The organism is Streptomyces sp. SYP-A7185, assembly GCF_046103685.1.
Classification (GTDB): Bacteria; Actinomycetota; Actinomycetes; order Streptomycetales; family Streptomycetaceae; genus Streptomyces.
Genome location: NZ_CP122310.1, coordinates 3,890,259 through 3,906,855 on the forward strand (window position 1 = coordinate 3,890,259; position 16,597 = coordinate 3,906,855).

Sequence of the window (16,597 nt, forward strand, 5' to 3'; positions counted from 1 at the left end):
CGGGCGGCCGGTGCGTCAGGAGCCGCCGCCCAGGTGGGTGGTGAAGGAGAACCGGTCGCCCCGGTAGAGGGTGCGGACCCGCTCCAGGGGGCGCCCGGCGGTGTCGCGGGAGACGCGGTGGATCAGGAGCATGGGCAGCGCGGGAGGGGTGCCGATCAGCAGGGCCTCGCGGGGTGTGGCGAGGACGGTCTCGATGCGCTCGTCGGCGTCGCCGAAGGAGATGCCGAGGCGGTCGCGCAGGTAGGCGTAGAAGGAGGAGTCGGGCTCGAACTCCCGGTCCAGGTCCGGGACTCGGGCCACGCTGACGTAGGTGCTTTCGAGCCCCACCCGCTCGTCGTCGGCGAGCAGCACACGCTCCATGTGCCAGACGGGCTCCCCCTGTCCGGCCCCGATCTCGGCGGCGAGGGCTCCGGGGGCGGGGAAGCGGTCGAGGGAGATGAGGTGGCGCCCGGGGGTGCGCCCCTGCCGCCGTACGCCTTCGGTGTAGCTCGCGAGGGACAGCGGCTGCTCCAGCTTCGGGCCCGCGACGACCGTGCCGCGCCCCTGCCTGCGCAGACGCCCTTCGAGCAGCAGCTCGCGCAACGCCTGCCGCACGGTCTCGCGGGCGACTTCGTACCGCAGGGCGAGGTCCCGCTCGGTCGGGAGCGTGTGCCCGTCCCCCAACTCCTCTATCAGGGCGGCGATCTTGGCCTTGACCGCGTAGTACTTCGGGATGCGCCCGTGCTCGGGGATGCCGGAGCGGATGGGGGCGCCGGGGGCCTGGTCGAGCAGGTGGGCGGGCGGGTGCGAGGGGTGCGGCGCGCTCGGGGGGTTCGGGTTGTCCACGCGGGGATGTTCCCAGACGTACGTGAACAGGCAGGGGAGGGGATGTTCCCAGGCGTACGTGAACAGGCAGGTGCACGGCAGGGGATGGCGAGGGCTCCCGGGAGCCGCGCGGGGCTCAGCGCCTGCGTGCGGCCCGCAGCCGCCGGGCCCCCACGAGGAGGGCCCAGCCCCCGGCGAACAGCGCACCGGCCACGGCGCTCACCTCCAGGAGGGCGCGGGGGCCGGTGGCGGCGAGTTCATGGGCGCCGGAGGGCCCACCGGCTTCGGTGCGCCGGTCCCCGCCGCTCTCGCCGGTGCCGGCGTCACCGTCCGGACCGGTACTTTCCCGGCCCCCGTCTCCCCCGCCGTCCCGTTCGGGGTCGGGTTCACCCGTGTCGGAGTCCGCGTCGACCTCGATGTCGAAGGGGTAGTCCTCGGACTCGCCCACCCAGTCACCGTCGTCAGCGCGGCGCTGGACGACGGCGGCGGAGATGACGGCGTGCTCGGAGCGGGCCCCGGAGGTGAAGGAGAGGCGCACCTTGACGGTGAGGGTCCGCCCCGCCCCGACCGTGAACCCGGGGAATCCGTCGTCGAAGACGCCGACGTTCTCGTCGCGGTCGGTCCGCTCGAACGTCACGGGCCGCCACCGCTTGCCGTCGCGGAACTCCAACTGGACGTCCCGGGGCCGCAGCTCGCGCTCCTTGTCGACGATGACGACGACGGGGTGGATGTTCCCGCAGGCCCCGCGGGTGGTGTTGGCCAGCTCGACGGACCAGGTGCGGTAGCCGCCGCCGGCCTCGTAGGTGGCGGGGCCGCCCCGGATCCGCGTCCCGATGGGGAAGTCGTCGGAGGCGGGGTCGGAACAGGTGGGGGGCTGTGCGGCGACCGGCCGCGCGACGACCGCTGCCGCCGGTTCACCCCTGGGCGGTCCCTCCGCGGCAGCCGCCGCCCCGGGCGCGAGAGCGGCGGCAACGACGGTGATGCCGGAGGCGAGCGGGCGGCGCAGTCGCATGAGGGGCCTTTGCTGAACGCGGAGGGGCGGGAGCGGAAGCTGGGGCCGATATGACGGGGACCATGGCCCGCGAGACTGCCACGCCCTCCCGGCCCCCGGCCCACGCCCCGCCCCGGTACGGCCGACTGGACCCCGCAAGTCCCCCCTATCAGCCGACTTTCGGTTTATTCGCCCCGCGCCCCTGTTCCCGCCCCGCCGGGAACGCCACGTTCGCCCGGCCGAAGAGCGGGGCCAGCACCAACTGGGCCGCGCCCTCCGCCACGATGCGGTCGCCGCCCTGCGCGACGGCCACCGGGATCTCCGCCTCGCCGCCTCGGCGCGCGCGGGCGGTGACCACCTCGCCGACACCTCGTACGAAGCGGTCCTCGTCGGCCAGGACCGCTCGGCCGCCGAGCAGGACGAGGTCGATGTCCAGCAGGCTGACGAGGTTCCCCGCGCCCACCCCCAGGACCCGCGCCGCCTCGGCCAGGTCGCCCCGCCCGACCGCCGCCAGGCACAGCGCCTCGACGCAGCCCCGGTCACCGCATCCGCACGGCGGGCCGTCCAGCTGGATCACCTGGTGGCCGAACTCGCCCGCCCCGGTGCGCGCGCCCCGGTAGAGGCTCCCGCCCAGCACCAGGCCCGCGCCGAGCCCCGTCCCCAGGTGCAGATACGCGAAGGACTCCGCCACCCCGCCCAGCGCGAGGCCCAGCGCCGCCGCGTTCGTGTCCTTGTCCACGACCACGGGCAGCCCCAGCCGCCGCGCGAGCGCGTCCCGCAGCGGGAAGCCGTCCCACGCGGGGAAACCGGTCACGCGGTGCAGCACGCCCTCGACGTGGTCGAGCGGGCCCGGCAGCGCGATCCCCACCCCGAGAAGGCCTGGCCCGGAGGGGGAGGCGGGTGGGGTGGGAGTGGCGGGAGTGGCGGGGGCGGGAGCCGGGGCTTGCGGAGCTTTCGGGGTTGCCGGGGGCTCCGGGGGCTCCGGGGGCTCCGTAACCGCCGAGGCGTCAGGGGCAACCCCTGAGGTGTCCGGCGCGCCGCCCCGCAGCCCCATGGCGGCCGGGGCCAACCCCCGCACCACCCCCACCGCCGCGTCCACCACCGCATCCGCACCGGCGGCGAAGTCCAGCGGTGCCCGGCGTTCCGCGACCACGTGGCCCGTCAGGTCGGCCAGGACCGCGGTCAGCTCGTCGCGGTCCAGATGGAGGCCGATCGCGTGCCCCGCGTCCGGGACCAGCCGCAGCAGCGTCCGCGGCTTGCCTCCCGTGGACGCGCGCCGGCCCGCCTCCGCCGCGAGTCCCTCCGTACGCAACCGCGCGGTGATCTTGCTGACGGCCTGCGGCGTGAGCCCCGTGCGCTCGGCCAGTTCGAGGCGGCTTATGCCGGCCTGCCCCGCCGCGCGCAGCAGATCGAGCACGAGGGCTGCGTTGTGCCCGCGCAGCGCCGGGAGGTTCACCCCGGCGCCCGTCCTGCCGCCCACGGCGGCGCCGCCGCCACCTCCGGCAGCCCGCTCCGCGCCCACACCCACGCCCGCATCAGTCCTGTTCACACCCCCCATTGTCGCTCGCGCTTGCGCTTTGGCAACACCGTTGCTTAAGTGGAACGCATGACTGGTACCGGCTCCCCTCTACGCGTCGCCCTCATCGGATACGGCCTCGCGGGCTCCGTCTTCCACGCCCCGCTGATCGCCGCCACCGAGGGCCTCGTCCTCGACACGGTCGTCACCTCGAACCCCGAGCGGCAGGCTCAGGCCCGCGCCGAGTTCGGTGACGGGCTGAACTTCGCCGCATCGGCCGACGAGCTCTGGGCCCGCGCGGACGAGCTCGACCTGGTGGTGATCGCCTCCCCGAACAAGACGCACGTCGCGCTCGCGACCGCCGCCCTCAAGGCGGGTCTGCCGGTCGTCGTGGACAAGCCGATCGCGGGCACCGCGGCCGAGGCACGCGAGCTCGCCGCCCTCGCCGACGACCGCGGCCTGCTCCTCTCCGTCTTCCAGAACCGCCGCTGGGACAACGACTTCCGTACGCTCCAAAAGCTCGTGGCCGACGGCGAACTCGGCGACGTGTGGCGCTTCGAGTCCCGCTTCGAGCGGTGGCGTCCGCAGCCCAAGGGCGGCTGGCGCGAGTCCGGAAACCCGGAAGAGATCGGAGGTCTGCTCTACGACCTCGGGTCCCACGTGGTTGACCAGGCCCTCGTCCTCTTCGGCCCCGCGAAGTCCGTGTACGCCGAGTCGGACGTCCGCCGCCCGGGCGCCGAGGCCGACGACGACACGTTCATCGCGATCACGCACGAGAACGGCGTCCGCTCCCACCTGTACGTGAGCGCCACCACCGCCCAGCTCGGCCCGCGCTTCCGCGCCCTCGGCTCGGTGGCGGGTTATGTGAAGTACGGCCTCGACCCGCAGGAAGCCGCCCTGCGCGACGGCAAGCGCCCGGCGACCGAGGGCAGTTGGGGCGAGGAACTCGAATGCATGTGGGGCCGTGTCGGCTCCGGCGAGTCCCCGCTGACCGGCGGCGGCACCCCGGTCAAGACGCTGCCGGGCGACTACCCCGCGTACTACGCGGCCGTGGCCGCCGCGCTCCGCGGCACGGGCGAGAACCCGGTCTCCGCGCACGAGGCGGCGTCGGCTCTCGACGTCCTGGAGGCGGCCCGCCGCTCGGCCCGCGACGGTGTGTCGGTGACCGTATGACGACCTCCGCATCGGCTCCCGAACCGGGTCCCGCGCCGACTGCCGCATCGGCTCTCCCATCGAGTCCCGCGCAGAATCCCGCATCGGCTCCCTCATCGAGCCCCGCGCCGCTGACGGTCGAGGAGCTAGAGGCTCAGGAACTGCGCCTGGTCCTCCCCCACTTCACGTACGAGGACGCCTGGGCGCTCGGGAATCTCCTGGTCGACCTGGCCCGCGAGCGCCGGGCCCCGGTGGCCATCGACATCACCCGCGGCGGCCAGCAGCTCTTCCACGCGGCGCTGCCAGGATCGACCCCGGACAACGACGCCTGGATCGCCCGCAAGCGCCGCGTCGTCGAGCGCTACGGCTGCTCGTCGTTCCTGGTCGGCACGCGGTTCCGCGCCAAGGGGACGACGTTCGAGGAGTCCTCGCGCCTGGACCCGGACGTGTACGCGGCCCACGGCGGCGCGTTCCCGATCGCGGTGCGAGGCGCGGGAGTCATCGGCACGGTGGTCGTGTCGGGCCTCCCCCAGGCAGCGGACCACGCGATGGTGGTGGAGGCCTTGGCGCGGTTCGTGCAGGCGGGGGCGCCCTCTGCGTAAGAGGGCACCCCCGGGGCGGGGCGCCGAACGGTCCCCGCCAGGCGCTACGCCTGCTTCAGTTCCTGCCGCTGCCGGCCGAGCCCCTCGATCTCCAGCTCCACCACGTCACCGGCCCGCAGATACGGCTTCGGCTCCGGCTGGCCCATGGCCACGCCCGCCGGCGTACCGGTGTTGATGACGTCGCCGGGGTAGAGGGTCATGAACTGGCTGACGTAACGCACCACTTCGGCCACGGGGAAGATCTGCTGGGCGGTGGTGCCGTCCTGCTTCAGCTCGCCGTTGACCCAGAGCTTGAGGGACAGCGCCTGCGGGTCGGGGACCTCGTCCGCCGTCACCAGCCAGGGACCCAGCGGGTTGAACGTCTCGCAGTTCTTGCCCTTGTCCCACGTGCCGCCGCGCTCGATCTGGAACTCGCGCTCCGACACGTCGTGCGACACCGCGTACCCGGCGACGTGCGCGAGCGCCGCCTCGTCGGACTCCAGGTATCGGGCCGTGCGGCCGATGACGATCGCGAGCTCGACCTCCCAGTCCGTCTTGACCGATTTGCGCGGTACCAGCACGGTGTCTTCGGGTCCGACCACCGTGTCCGCGGCCTTGAAGAAGATGACGGGCTCGGTGGGCGGCGTGGCCCCGGTCTCGGCCGCGTGATCGTGGTAGTTCAGCCCGATACAGACGACCTTGCCGATCCGGCCCACCGGCGGCCCGACCCGCAGCCCCTGCGCGTCGAGCTCGGGCAGCTCACCCGAATCGGCGGCGGCCCGTACGCGGTCGAGGGCGCCCGCGTCGGCGAGCAGCGCCCCGTCGATGTCCGTGACGATCCCTGACAGGTCCCGCAGCGCGCCCCGGGCGTCGAGCAGCGCCGGGCGCTCGGCCCCCGTCGTACCGACTCGCAGCAGCTTCATGGTCAATCTCCCTTGGTCGAGCGCGCCCACTCACCTCCGAGAAGGGGTGCGGCCATCGGAGGTTTGGCCGATCCTCCAAGCTCGCGGTCCACTCCGCAAGACCCTGTTCACGGACCGGACCATTACCGAGCGGTAGCGATAGCCGTAGCCGTACAGGGATGGCCTCGCAGGGATAGCCGCAACGGAACCGGCGGCGGTATCCGCCTGCCGTAGTCAGGTGGCGGACGCCGCCAGCGCGCCGGGGCCGTACGGCATGTCCCGGTAGAGCACCGCGCGCTCGACCGCGCTCCAGGTCGTACTGGTGACCACGTACAGCGCGGCGGCGAGCGGCACGAAGGCGACGGTGAACAGGGTCATGAACGACATGAACGGCATCACCTTGGTCATCGCCCCCATGCCCGGCACCTGCTGCCCGGCGTCCCCCGCGGGCGAGGCGGCGGCGGTCGCGGCCATCTGCGTCTTCGTACGCCGGAAGTTGAAGGTCGCCACGGCGGCCACGATCGCGAAGAGTCCGAGGTAGACCAGGCCCTGCGCCCCGAAGACCCCGCCGTCGCCGAGCGCGTCGGCCCAGCGGCCGCCGAGGGGCGCGGCGAAGAGCTGGTGGCCGAGCAGGGCGTTGGCCTCGCCGCCGATGCTGGAGTTCGAGAACAGGTGGTAGAGCAGGAAGAACGCCGGCAGCTGGAACATGCTGGGCAGGCATCCGGAGAGCGGCGAGACCTTCTCCGCCCGGTGCAGCTCCAGGACCGCCTTCTGGAGCTTCTCGGGGTTTTTGGCGTGCTTCTTGCGCAGCTCGGCGATCTGCGGCGAGAGCTTGGCGCGCGCCTTCTGGCCACGGGCCGACGCCCGTGACAAGGGGTGGACGAGGAGGCGTACACAGGCTGTGAACAGCACGATGGCGGCGGCCGCCGCGGAGCCGTGGAAGACGGGTTCGAGCAGGTCGGCGAGGGAGCCGACCAGATCGGCGAACAAGGACATGAAGTCGGACAGGAAACCGAACATGGGAGGCCCTCCGGGGGTCTCGTCGTGCCGAGGAAAGAAGCTGATGTCGGCGTGACGGCCCGCGAGGGGGCGCGGAGAAGCGCCTCCGATGGCGGAGCAGGCGGAGGAGCGCCTCAGGTGGGCAGGGAGGCAGGGGCTGTCTGTCGCGCCCTGCCGCGCCCTACGCGGCCGTCGTGACGAGACGGCCCGGTGCTCGGGGGCGCCTGCGCCCGGAGGCGTCGGGGTCGCGCTGCGGCAGGAAGGCCGTGCGCTTCTCGCGGTCGCGCATGGCCGTACGCACCCTGGTGCGGGGCACGGCGGGCGCGCAGCGCGCGGCGATCAGGGAGCAGAGGGCGAGCGCGGAGCCCGCGGCGGCGGTCGCGGCGAGCGCGACGGCGGCGGTGAGGCTGCCCGCGTCGAGGAGGACGACCTCGACGAGGAGGAAGAGCAGAAGCCCGGTGGGCCGGAGGGCGGCTTTCCAGCTGCGGATGACGTCGTGCATCGCGGCGGCGGCCCCCTCTCTCTGTCCTCTGCCACTTCTACATGATCTTCGTGTTCTACGTGTTCCACGCGATCTTCGTGGCCAATGTACGGCCCACGTACTGCCGTTATACAGGATCGCTCGGGACGGCCTCGACCCCTAGGGCCGGACGAGACGGGCCTCACGTGGACGCGGACCTCAAGTGGACTTCACCGGGGGCGGTCACCGCGGGCGCCTCACCGGGGCCGCATCGATTGCAGCTTGCCCCAGACGACGAGCCGGTACTTGGAGGTGTACTCGGGGGTGCAGGTGGTGAGGGTGATGTAGTAGCCGGGGGTGCTGTACCCGTGCCCGGTGCGGACGTCGCTGCGGGGGACGGGCCGGATGACGCCGCCGTCGCGGGCGGAGGTCTGGGCGAGGGTCTTGTCGACGACGTACGTGTAGACGGCCCGCTTGGTCTCGACGACGAGCTCGTCCCCGTCCCGCAGCCGATTGATGCGCCGGAAGGGCTCGCCATGGGTGTTGCGGTGCCCGGCGAGCGCGAAGTTCCCGCCCTGGCCGGGCTGGGCGGTGCGCGGATAGTGCCCGACGTATCCCTTGTTGAGTACGCCGCTCTTGCTGATCCCTTCGGCGACGGGCACCCGGATGCCGATGCGCGGCATGCGGAGGACGGCATAGGCCTGGTCCCAGCGGGGGGCGGGGGCGGAGGCTGCCAGGGCGTGGGAGCCGGAGCCGCGGCCAGATTGTTCGCCGGAGCCGGAACTGGAACTGGAGCCGGAGCTAGTGCCGGAACCGGAGGTGGCACCGGAACCGGAATTGGATCCGGAGGTGGAACCGGACCTTGAGCCAGAGAGTGGGCTCCCCCTTGGGCTCCCCCATGGGCTCCCCCACTCCCGCTCCAGGGCCTGGACCTTGCGCTCGGCGCCCTCGCGGGCCTGGCGGTTGGTCCACCAGAGCTGGTGGACGACGAGGAGCAGCAGTACGAGCCCGCAGGTGACGGCGGCCTCGGCGCCACCCCACAAGGCCCGCGCCAAGGGACCCCTCCGCGCCCTGCGCCCCTGCTCGACCACGGGAACCCGTTCGCGCACGGCCACCACCTCTCTCCCGGCCGCCCGCACGATAGGCCCAGGCCCGCCAACTAGCCATGGCGAAGCACTGACGCCGTACCCCCGCCGCGCCCCCCGGTCCGCGCGTATCCGCACGACAACCCTCCTGTAACGCCCCCACTCGGCAGTACGGTGTCCCGTATGCGCCCCGACACGCCTGCCGACCACATCGCCGAAGCCGAGCGCCTCGAACGGACCGCCGGCCTGTACCCCGAGGACACCGAGCACCTCCTCCTCCAGGCCGCGGCCCACCTGGAGCTGGCGGGCGAACGCGACCGTGCGACCGCCCTCTACGACCGCCTGCTGGCCCCGGACGCCCCGCAACCGGCGTCGGCCCCGACCCTCGTACGGGCCCTGAAGGCCTCGAACCTCTGGGAGTACGGCCACGAGGCGGAGGCCAGGGCGATCATCGACGGCGTACGGGCGGCGGCGCCGCGCGACCCGGCCCCGTGGGTGATCGTGGCGGAGTCGCTGGAGTCCCACGACGAGCTGGCCCAGGCGCAGGAGACGTACACGGAGGCGCTGGAACTCTTGCTCCCCCCTACGGGCGGCGGAGGCACGCCGACCTACGAACAGCGCCCGCTGCTGTTCGGCCGCCACCGGGTGCGGCGCTTGCTGGGAGCGGACCACGACGCGTGGGACGCGCTGGCGGACGAGGTCTCGGCGTCCCCCGTCCCCCTGGACGAACTGCACGACCCGAAACGCATCTGGTCCCTGGGCTCGGACAACCCGGCGGAACTCCGCGCGGAAATCTCCCGCATCCAGGCGGAGTTGGGCTCGTACCGTGAGGCGCTGTCCCGCCCGTTCCCGGTGGCGGTCCTGCACTGGCCGTCGACGGAACTGGAAGAACTCCTGACGGCGTACCCGAGCCTGGAATCGGAATACCCGTCCCACGAGGCCCACTTGGCGACGATAGAGGAATCCCTGCGGGAACTGGCCGCGTCAGGCACCCCGAACCTGGGCATCGTCACGGGCACGGTCCCGTCCTACGAAGCCTTCGCAGCCTCAGAAGGCACACCCCCGACGGACGCATCCCTGCTCCCCCAATACGCCACAACCCTGGCAGCCCGAGGCCGCGCGGCGGGCTGGCCCCCGGAGGCCGGCGCAACTTGCTGGTGCGGCTCGGGACGCACTTACGGGGAGTGCCACGGAGGGGCGTAGCGGTGCGGCCTCGCGGCGGGATCTCCACACTTGGTGGTCGTGGGGTTGTCGAGCGGCGACTTGGCCCCCATTTCCACACTCACACCCCATATAAAACGCCTGTGCGATATCGTTGAAGTGGAAAAAAGGGACCGCCGAGGCGTTGTTTCCTGCTTCCGTAGGGCAGTCCCACGCTCCAAAGGAACACGACAGCCATGCTTGACGCGCCCTCCGCCGTCCGGCGCCGCGAAGGCTCCAACGGCAGCACCCAAGCCTCCCCCCTCGATGGCTTCGTCTGCCTCGGGCGCACAACTCCGCCGGTGTATCCGGCCGGTTTGCACCCCCGGACAAGCGCCGAGCGCGCTTTCCCCGGACTCTGAACACGGCTCCACCAACTTCGGTGAGGCGACAAGCACTCGGGGGACCGGCGCCACGCGCGGCCCGGTGAGGAGAGCAAGTGAGCAGCGAACTCGACCAGATCTACGGCGTCTTCCGTGATCTCCTCGACACCAGCACGCCCGCGGAAGCGGTGAAGAAGCTGGAGATCCTGGGCGTCGGAGACGCGCGAATCCAGCAGATCCGTGAGTTCCACGAACAGCAGCTGCTCGCGATCAAGGAGATGGAGGAGCCCCGGGTGGCCGTCAACGGCAACCGGGAGACCTGGTACACCGGACCTCGGGAGAACGACCGCGCGTGGCCCGCGATCCAGCGCGAGTTGGAGAAGTCGGGCTGGGCCTCGGACGCGATCGAGGACCTCGACGCGGCCTCGACCCGGGTCGTCTCGCTGCTCAACCACCCCAAGGAACCCGACTTCTCCACACGTGGGCTGGTGGTCGGCTACGTGCAGTCCGGCAAGACCACCAACTTCACGTCGGTGATGGCCAAGGCAGCGGATCGCGGCTACAAGCTCTTCATCGTGCTCGCCGGGATCCACAACGGCCTGCGCCGCCAGACCCAGGCTCGTCTCGCCCAGCAGCTGGTGGAGTCGAACCCGACGGCTTGGACCCAAATCACCGGCCTCGAACACGATTTCGTGCCGACCGAGAACGCCGCTTCCTTCTTCGGCGGCAGCAACCGCACCCACGTCCTGTGCGTGGTGAAGAAGAACGCCACCGTGCTCCGCAAGTTCGCACGCTGGCTGGAGTCGGCTTCCGACTACCTCCAGCAGGCCCCCGCGCTGGTGATCGACGACGAGGCCGACCAAGCCAGCGTCGCCACCGCCTCGATCAACCCTTTGATCCTTCGCATTCTCGACACTCTGCCGAAGGCCGCGTACGTCGGATACACCGCGACGCCCTTCGCCAACGTCCTCATCGACCCCGCGGCGAAGGACCTTTATCCGAGCGACTTCATCGTCAATCTGCCGCAACCGAAGGCGCACTTCGGCACGGAAGTACTCTTCGGCAGATACGCCCTCGACGGCGAGGACCCCGAGGACGTGGACGACGGTCACGACATGATCCGCAGCGTCCCCGCCGAGGACGTCCCCCTGGTCACCCCCGCGACGAGGCTGGACGCCGACGGCTTCACGCCCGAAATCACCGACACCCTCGAAGACGCCGTCCACTATTTCTGGCTCACCACCGCGGCCCGTCGCGCCCGCGGCAAGGGCAACAAGCACGCCACCATGCTGATCCACACCAGCATGCGCATCCAGGTCCACAACAGCTTCCGTGAACCGCTCAGGAAGCTTCGCGCGCACGCCCTGGACCATCTGGACGATCCCGAGGCCCTGCGGCGGCTGCGGGACCTGTGGGACGACGAGACCGCGCGAGTGCCCGCCGAGGACTTCCAGGAGACGAAGGTTCCCTTCGACACGCTCCTGAAGGAGCTGCCGGGTGTCATCGGCGACTGCCGGATCATCATGGACAACTCCGACAGCGAAGACACCCTCGACTACGACAACGGTCCCGTGGTCGCCATCGCCGTGGGCGGCAACAAGTTCTCCCGTGGCCTCACCCTGGAAGGCCTCGCCGTCACGTATTTCGTGCGCGCGGCCTCGGCGTACGACACCCTGCTCCAGATGGGTCGTTGGTTCGGATTCCGGCACGGGTACGCCGATCTTCCGCGCGTTTGGATGACGGACGACCTCCACGCCTCTTTCCGCCACCTCGCCACGGTCGAAGCCGACATGCGGCGCGACATCGACGTCTATCTCCACGAGAACGAGACGCCGCAGACGTTCGCGGTCCGGGTGCGCACCCACCCGGTGCTGCGGGTGACGGCGGCGGCAAAGATGCAGTCCGCGATCAGGGCGAGCGCGGCGTACGGCGGGCGTCGGATCCAGACCCGCTACTTCCACACCCGCGCCGACTGGCTCGTGGACAACCAGGAGGCCGCCCGCGATCTGGTGCGTCGTGCCGTCGCGGCGGCGGTCACGCGGGACTCGCGTCCGCGCGACGGTCGGCATGTCCTGCACGGGGTCCCCCATACCGACGTGCTGGACTTCCTGAGCCGGTACCGCTTCCACGAGAACTCCCAGGAGTGCGACTCCAAGTTGATCTCCGCCTACATTCAGCGGCGTGTCAGGGAGGGCTCCCTGCAACGCTGGAACGTCGCGGTCATCGGCAACCGCGCGGGAGACACCACCAAGGAGTTCACCTTCGCCCCGGACGTCGCCGTGGGCCGCATCACCCGTGCCCGGCTCCACAACCTCACGAACGAACCGGACTTCGCCGACATCAAGACCCTGATGAGCCGGGCCGACGCCGCCGTCGACCTGGCGGACGCCCGCCATGGTCTCGAGGAAGTCGAACTCATGCGGATGCGCCGCGAACAACTCCCGGACACGGGTCTGATCGTGCTGTATCCGATCGACAAGGACTCCTCCCCTTCCGAGCACCGCAAGAAGTCCCGTGAGCCGCTCGCCGCCGAGGACCACGTGATCGGTGTCGGACTGGTGTTCCCCGAGTTCGGGCCGAAGGACAGCCAGGTCAAGTGGGACGGCAGCTACATCTCGGCCGACCTCTCCGGCATCAGGCTGGAGGACAACGACGACGAGGACCTGCGCACCCTCGAAGGTGAGGACGCCGCATGAGCGACATGTTTCGGCAGGCGTTGGAGGAGAGTTGGCGGGACCTCCTGATCGCTCCCGTTTCCGCGGACAACCGGCTCCGAACCGCACCGCTGTCCGTCAGCACGTCACGCGGCCCCGTCCTCGCGGCAGTCGACCACGAGGGTCATCGCCATCTGCTGGTACCCATCGCCGGTAATCAACACGTCCGCGAGATCCGGGACGGCCAGGTCCTGCACCTGCGCAAACGCCCCCTGGAGGACGAGGAGGTCTACCAGTACTACGCCGACCTCAGCTGCCTGCGCCACGAACTCGACGACGTGTTCACCGGACTCGGCGAAAACGTCCTGCGGGAGATCTCCCGGCTCGGCGAGGACGAGCGGACACCTGCCTCGCCGCAGACCCTCAAGGCCTTGCACCGGGTCCTGGATCGCTGGCGGGCCTTGTTCCGCGCACACGGCACGCTGGGCCCCGTACAACTCGCCGGGCTGTTCGGCGAACTGCGCATACTGCTGCGACTCCTGGCCGAAAATCCCAGTGCTCACAGGCTGTGGGCAGGACCGAGCGGCAACCCGCACGACTTCACCTCCGGAACCGAAGCAGTCGAGGTCAAGACCACGACCGGTGACGCACTGCGCATACGCGTCCATGGCTTGCGGCAACTGGAAGCGCCGGAGGGCGGCTCCCTCCAACTCGTCTGCCTGCGCGTCGAGCACGCTCCCGAGGGGGGTGAGGGGACGAGCGTGGTGGACTTGGTGGAGCGGGCTCTGCGGTTGTGCGACGACGAGGGCACGCTGCTCGGTCTCCTCGCCGAGGTCGGCTACCACACCGTCGACACGGAGCGCTATCGCGCGACCCGATTCCTCGTGCGCGAGGAACGTTGGTACGCGGTGACCGCGGGCTTCCCCCGCCTCACGCCGGCCGATCTGGCCGTCGCCGAGGTGCCCGGCAACGTGACGGACGTCGAGTACACGGTGGACCTCACCGGGACACCGCCCGGCCCCCTCCCGATGACCCGGGTGGAGAGGCATTTGGCCGCCATGCTCGGGGAGAGCACGTGACCGACGCGCGCACGGAACCTCAGTGGTACTCCCAGCCGTACCCGCCGGAAGGCGCGAGCGCGGCCGAGGGCATCCGCAACCAACTCGGCCGCCCCGAGTTGGACCTGCTCACCATTCTCGTGCGGGAGGCCGCCCAGAACAGTTGGGACGCCAAAGACCCGCGGCAGGACGGGCCGGTCCGCTTCGGCATCGACCTGGGATACGTCGGCCCCTCGTACGCCGATTCCTGGCGCAGGCTCCTGATGAACGGAGCTCCCCCGAACGACCATCTCGCCCTGCGCGGGGCTCTGCGCGCCGGCATCCGGATCATGACGATCTCCGACCGGGGCACGAACGGCCTCGGCGGCCCCGTCCGCGCCCACGAGATCGCCAAGGACCGACAGGACTTCGTCGCCTTCGTGCGGAACGTGGGCGAGCCCCGCGACACCAGGCTCGGCGGCGGCACGTACGGGTTCGGCAAGGCCATCTTCTATCTCCTCTCCAGCCTCGGCACGGTGCTCGTCCACACCCGCTGCCGCAACGACCGGGGAGAGCTGGAGACCCGCCTGATCGGCTGCGCCCTGTGGCACAGCTATCGCGACAGGGACGCGCGGGGCGACGAGTGCCGTTACACCGGTCGGCACTGGTGGGGTGACGCCTCGGGCGACGTGATCGACCCTCTTGTCGGCGCCGACGCCGAGGAAACAGCCCGCCAACTGGGCCTCGTGCCGTTCGGCGCGGAGGAGACCGGTACGAGCGTCGTCATCCTCGACCCTCAGCTCGACGGCCTGGAGCCCAAGGAGGCCGCCGCCTACCTGGCCGAGACCGTGGCCTGGCACCTGTGGCCGAAGATGCTCGAACGTGCCGACGGGACCCTGCCCATGCGGTTCTCCGTCACCTGCGAGGGGCGGGACTTTCCGGTCCCGGACCCGCGCACCACGTCCCCGCTCAACCTCTTCGTGGACGCCTACCGCCAGTTGGCCACGGAAGAGGGCCGCACCCTGTCGTGCCAGAAGCCCGTCAGACGGTTGGGACGGCTCGGGCTCGTCCAGCGCCCGGTCATCCCGCTCGACCCCTCCCCCGCCGCACGCCGGGCCATGGAGATGGTGCAGGTCGAGCGATCCGTGCACCACGTGGCCCTGATGCGCCCCGCCGAGCTGGTGGTCACGTACTGGCAGGGACGCGAGACCGGTGCCGAACTGCTGTCGTACGCCGGTGTCTTCCGCGCCACCGAAGACATGGACGCCACCTACGCCGAGGCCGAGCCCCCGACGCACGACGCCTGGAACCACCAGCGTCTGGAAGGCCAGGACCGGACCTTCGTCCGCACCACCTTCACGCGCCTCAAGGAGGCGGTCGACGAACTGCTCCAGTTGGGCGGGTCCGCCCGTGAGGGATCGGCGAACGTGGCCCTGGGCGCGGCCAGCGCCCGATTCTCCCCGCTCGTCGGCGGCGCCTGGGGAACCGGCGGCGCCACGGACTACGGCACCCCTTCCACGGGCCGCGCCAAAGCGGCGCCGGACGACGACGAGGAACCCTCCGCCGCACGCGCCCGCGCGGGCTCGCGCCGAGGTGGCCGAGCCGCTCATCCCGCCGAAGCCGCGCACTCTGACGGCGACGGTACGGCCCGTGCCCTTCGTCCACGCGTGAAATACGCGGGCGAGACCGCGTACGAAGAACGGTTCGGCCACCCCGTCCTCGTGCAGGCATTCACTCTGCCCGTGGCGCTCTTGCAGCGTGTGCGGGTGGAGTTGGCGGTGGCCCTCCCCGGCACCGGCAATCGCGAGACCGACCCTCCTGCGGGCGCCGCCATGCCCGGCCTCGTCGGCTGGGAGGACGCGGGCGGCACGCTCCACACCACGCCCACCTTCGTCATCGAGGGTGGAGACGACACCGTCTGGCGCGCCGTCGTGCGTCCGGCCCCGGACACCATCACGGAGATCACCGTAAAGACCCAGGCGGTGACCGCGTCGTGAGCAGACTCGCCCTTCCCTATCGCTCGCCCGCCGCCTCCTGTGTCCGGGCCGAGCCGTGGCAACTCGTCCTCGACGGTGCCACCGTCGACCTCCCGGAGTCCCTGGATTTCTGGGACTACCGCATGGACGTCGAGCTGAGTCGTACCGTGCGCGTCGATCTGCCGGCGGCCCGCGCGGGTGCGGGCCTCTCCGACGGCGCGGTCCTCACCCTTGCCGCCGTCTGGACCGCCTCCGGCTCCAATCTTCGCGGCCCCGTGCAGCGGGTGCCGCTCACCGGCGACGACGTGCGCGCCGTGACCCTCCACGCCGTCCTGCCGGGCGCCCAACTCGGCGGTGTCCTCTCCCTGGAAACGGTGCTCGTTCTCTCGCGCGCGGCAGGATCGTCCGGCCCCTTCGCGCCACGCCGGGCCGGGTCACTGCTCTGGGACGACACGGCGGCGCTGCGGCTCCAGGGCGATGCACCGCTCTTCCCGATGACGGTGATCGACTTCGCCCACACCTCGTTCCGGCAGGGTGCGGCCTGGCACCTGCAACTCGGCTCGGACCTCAACGCGGCGGCGATGGGCTCCATGCTCCTGCTGGTCAACGAGAAGGCCACCGAGGTGTCCGCCGCCTTCGCGCATGCCGCCAAGCCGGGCCCGGTGGATCGTGTCGTCCTCTCGATGGTGTATTCCGACTGCGCCCGGATCATGGTGGAACACGCCCTCCTCAAAGAGGAGTTCGTCGACGACGCGGAGTTCACCGAGGATTCCCTCGGCGCCACCCTCGTCAACCTCTTCAACCGGCTCTTTCCCGGCCGTACCGTCCAAGACCTTCGCCAGCTCCGCCAGAACTCACCGAGCCTGTTCGCCTCCGAACTGCAGGCCGCGACCCGCATCCTCCAGGAAGCGTGATCC

At 71.2% G+C, this 16,597-nt stretch carries 14 protein-coding genes; 7 read left to right on the forward strand and 7 right to left on the reverse strand.

The genetic code is table 11. From position 1 onward, the window contains the following. Positions 1 to 15 precede the first annotated feature (15 nt). The 3 genes from QBL25_RS17020 to QBL25_RS17030 form a co-directional block, all read right to left on the reverse strand. Positions 16 to 825 (reverse strand): GntR family transcriptional regulator, encoded by an 810-nt coding sequence (locus tag QBL25_RS17020; RefSeq protein ID WP_409057889.1) that lies wholly within the window; start codon positions 823 to 825, stop codon positions 16 to 18. Between the two features lie 115 nt (positions 826 to 940). Further along, positions 941 to 1,816, reverse strand: coding sequence for a hypothetical protein (locus QBL25_RS17025; RefSeq protein WP_409057890.1), 876 nt, complete (start codon positions 1,814 to 1,816; stop codon positions 941 to 943). A gap of 148 nt (positions 1,817 to 1,964) precedes the next feature. Next, positions 1,965 to 3,353: an ROK family protein gene (locus QBL25_RS17030; protein ID WP_409057891.1), complete on the reverse strand. Its 1,389-nt coding sequence runs from the start codon at positions 3,351 to 3,353 to the stop codon at positions 1,965 to 1,967. A gap of 48 nt (positions 3,354 to 3,401) precedes the next feature. Between QBL25_RS17030 and QBL25_RS17035 the strand changes: the two genes are divergently transcribed. Both QBL25_RS17035 and QBL25_RS17040 read left to right on the forward strand, forming a co-directional pair. Then, positions 3,402 to 4,484, forward strand: a complete 1,083-nt coding sequence (locus QBL25_RS17035) for a Gfo/Idh/MocA family oxidoreductase (RefSeq protein ID WP_409057892.1) — start codon at positions 3,402 to 3,404, stop codon at positions 4,482 to 4,484. Continuing rightward, positions 4,481 to 5,065 carry a heme-degrading domain-containing protein gene (locus QBL25_RS17040; protein WP_409057893.1) on the forward strand — a complete coding sequence of 195 codons (585 nt, stop codon included), beginning with the start codon at positions 4,481 to 4,483 and terminating at the stop codon, positions 5,063 to 5,065. Before QBL25_RS17035 ends, QBL25_RS17040 begins: the two co-directional genes overlap by 4 nt. Positions 5,066 to 5,109: 44 nt before the next feature. Here QBL25_RS17040 and QBL25_RS17045 read toward each other — a convergent pair whose 3' ends face one another. From QBL25_RS17045 to QBL25_RS17060, 4 genes are all read right to left on the reverse strand, one after another. Continuing rightward, the gene (locus tag QBL25_RS17045) at positions 5,110 to 5,967 is read right to left on the reverse strand and encodes a fumarylacetoacetate hydrolase family protein (protein ID WP_409057894.1); all 858 of its coding nucleotides are present in this window, start codon (positions 5,965 to 5,967) and stop codon (positions 5,110 to 5,112) included. A 213-nt stretch (positions 5,968 to 6,180) separates the two neighbouring features. Then, complete coding sequence (locus QBL25_RS17050) at positions 6,181 to 6,954, reverse strand: YidC/Oxa1 family membrane protein insertase (protein ID WP_409062679.1); 774 nt, start codon at positions 6,952 to 6,954, stop codon at positions 6,181 to 6,183. 172 nt (positions 6,955 to 7,126) lie between these two features. Beyond that, complete coding sequence (locus QBL25_RS17055; RefSeq protein WP_409057895.1) at positions 7,127 to 7,447, reverse strand: DUF6412 domain-containing protein; 321 nt, start codon at positions 7,445 to 7,447, stop codon at positions 7,127 to 7,129. Positions 7,448 to 7,662: 215 nt separating this feature from the next. Beyond that, complete coding sequence (locus tag QBL25_RS17060; protein WP_409062680.1) at positions 7,663 to 8,514, reverse strand: class E sortase; 852 nt, start codon at positions 8,512 to 8,514, stop codon at positions 7,663 to 7,665. Between the two features lie 159 nt (positions 8,515 to 8,673). Between QBL25_RS17060 and QBL25_RS17065 the strand changes: the two genes are divergently transcribed. From QBL25_RS17065 to QBL25_RS17085, 5 genes are all read left to right on the forward strand, one after another. Next, positions 8,674 to 9,693, forward strand: a complete 1,020-nt coding sequence (locus QBL25_RS17065; protein WP_409057896.1) for an SEC-C metal-binding domain-containing protein — start codon at positions 8,674 to 8,676, stop codon at positions 9,691 to 9,693. 436 nt (positions 9,694 to 10,129) lie between these two features. Continuing rightward, positions 10,130 to 12,709, forward strand: a complete 2,580-nt coding sequence (locus QBL25_RS17070; RefSeq protein ID WP_409057897.1) for a Z1 domain-containing protein — start codon at positions 10,130 to 10,132, stop codon at positions 12,707 to 12,709. Further along, positions 12,706 to 13,746 (forward strand): PD-(D/E)XK motif protein, encoded by a 1,041-nt coding sequence (locus QBL25_RS17075; protein WP_409057898.1) that lies wholly within the window; start codon positions 12,706 to 12,708, stop codon positions 13,744 to 13,746. The genes QBL25_RS17070 and QBL25_RS17075 overlap by 4 nt, the downstream gene beginning before the upstream one ends. Next, entirely contained in the window at positions 13,743 to 15,701 is a 1,959-nt protein-coding gene (locus QBL25_RS17080; protein ID WP_409057899.1) for a hypothetical protein, read from the forward strand. Before QBL25_RS17075 ends, QBL25_RS17080 begins: the two co-directional genes overlap by 4 nt. Further along, complete coding sequence (locus QBL25_RS17085) at positions 15,698 to 16,594, forward strand: hypothetical protein (protein WP_409057900.1); 897 nt, start codon at positions 15,698 to 15,700, stop codon at positions 16,592 to 16,594. The genes QBL25_RS17080 and QBL25_RS17085 overlap by 4 nt, the downstream gene beginning before the upstream one ends. Positions 16,595 to 16,597 lie beyond the last annotated feature (3 nt).

Excerpts from the sequence above, each read along its gene's own strand:
- QBL25_RS17025 (WP_409057890.1), bottom strand. The coding sequence starts at position 1,816 with ATGCGACTGCGCCGCCCGCTCGCCTCCGGCATCACCGTCGTTGCCGCC.
- QBL25_RS17030 (WP_409057891.1), bottom strand. The coding sequence starts at position 3,353 with ATGGGGGGTGTGAACAGGACTGATGCGGGCGTGGGTGTGGGCGCGGAG.
- QBL25_RS17035 (WP_409057892.1), top strand. The coding sequence starts at position 3,402 with ATGACTGGTACCGGCTCCCCTCTACGCGTCGCCCTCATCGGATACGGC.
- QBL25_RS17040 (WP_409057893.1), top strand. The coding sequence starts at position 4,481 with ATGACGACCTCCGCATCGGCTCCCGAACCGGGTCCCGCGCCGACTGCC.
- QBL25_RS17045 (WP_409057894.1), bottom strand. The coding sequence starts at position 5,967 with ATGAAGCTGCTGCGAGTCGGTACGACGGGGGCCGAGCGCCCGGCGCTG.
- QBL25_RS17055 (WP_409057895.1), bottom strand. The coding sequence starts at position 7,447 with ATGCACGACGTCATCCGCAGCTGGAAAGCCGCCCTCCGGCCCACCGGG.
- QBL25_RS17065 (WP_409057896.1), top strand. The coding sequence starts at position 8,674 with ATGCGCCCCGACACGCCTGCCGACCACATCGCCGAAGCCGAGCGCCTC.
- QBL25_RS17075 (WP_409057898.1), top strand. The coding sequence starts at position 12,706 with ATGAGCGACATGTTTCGGCAGGCGTTGGAGGAGAGTTGGCGGGACCTC.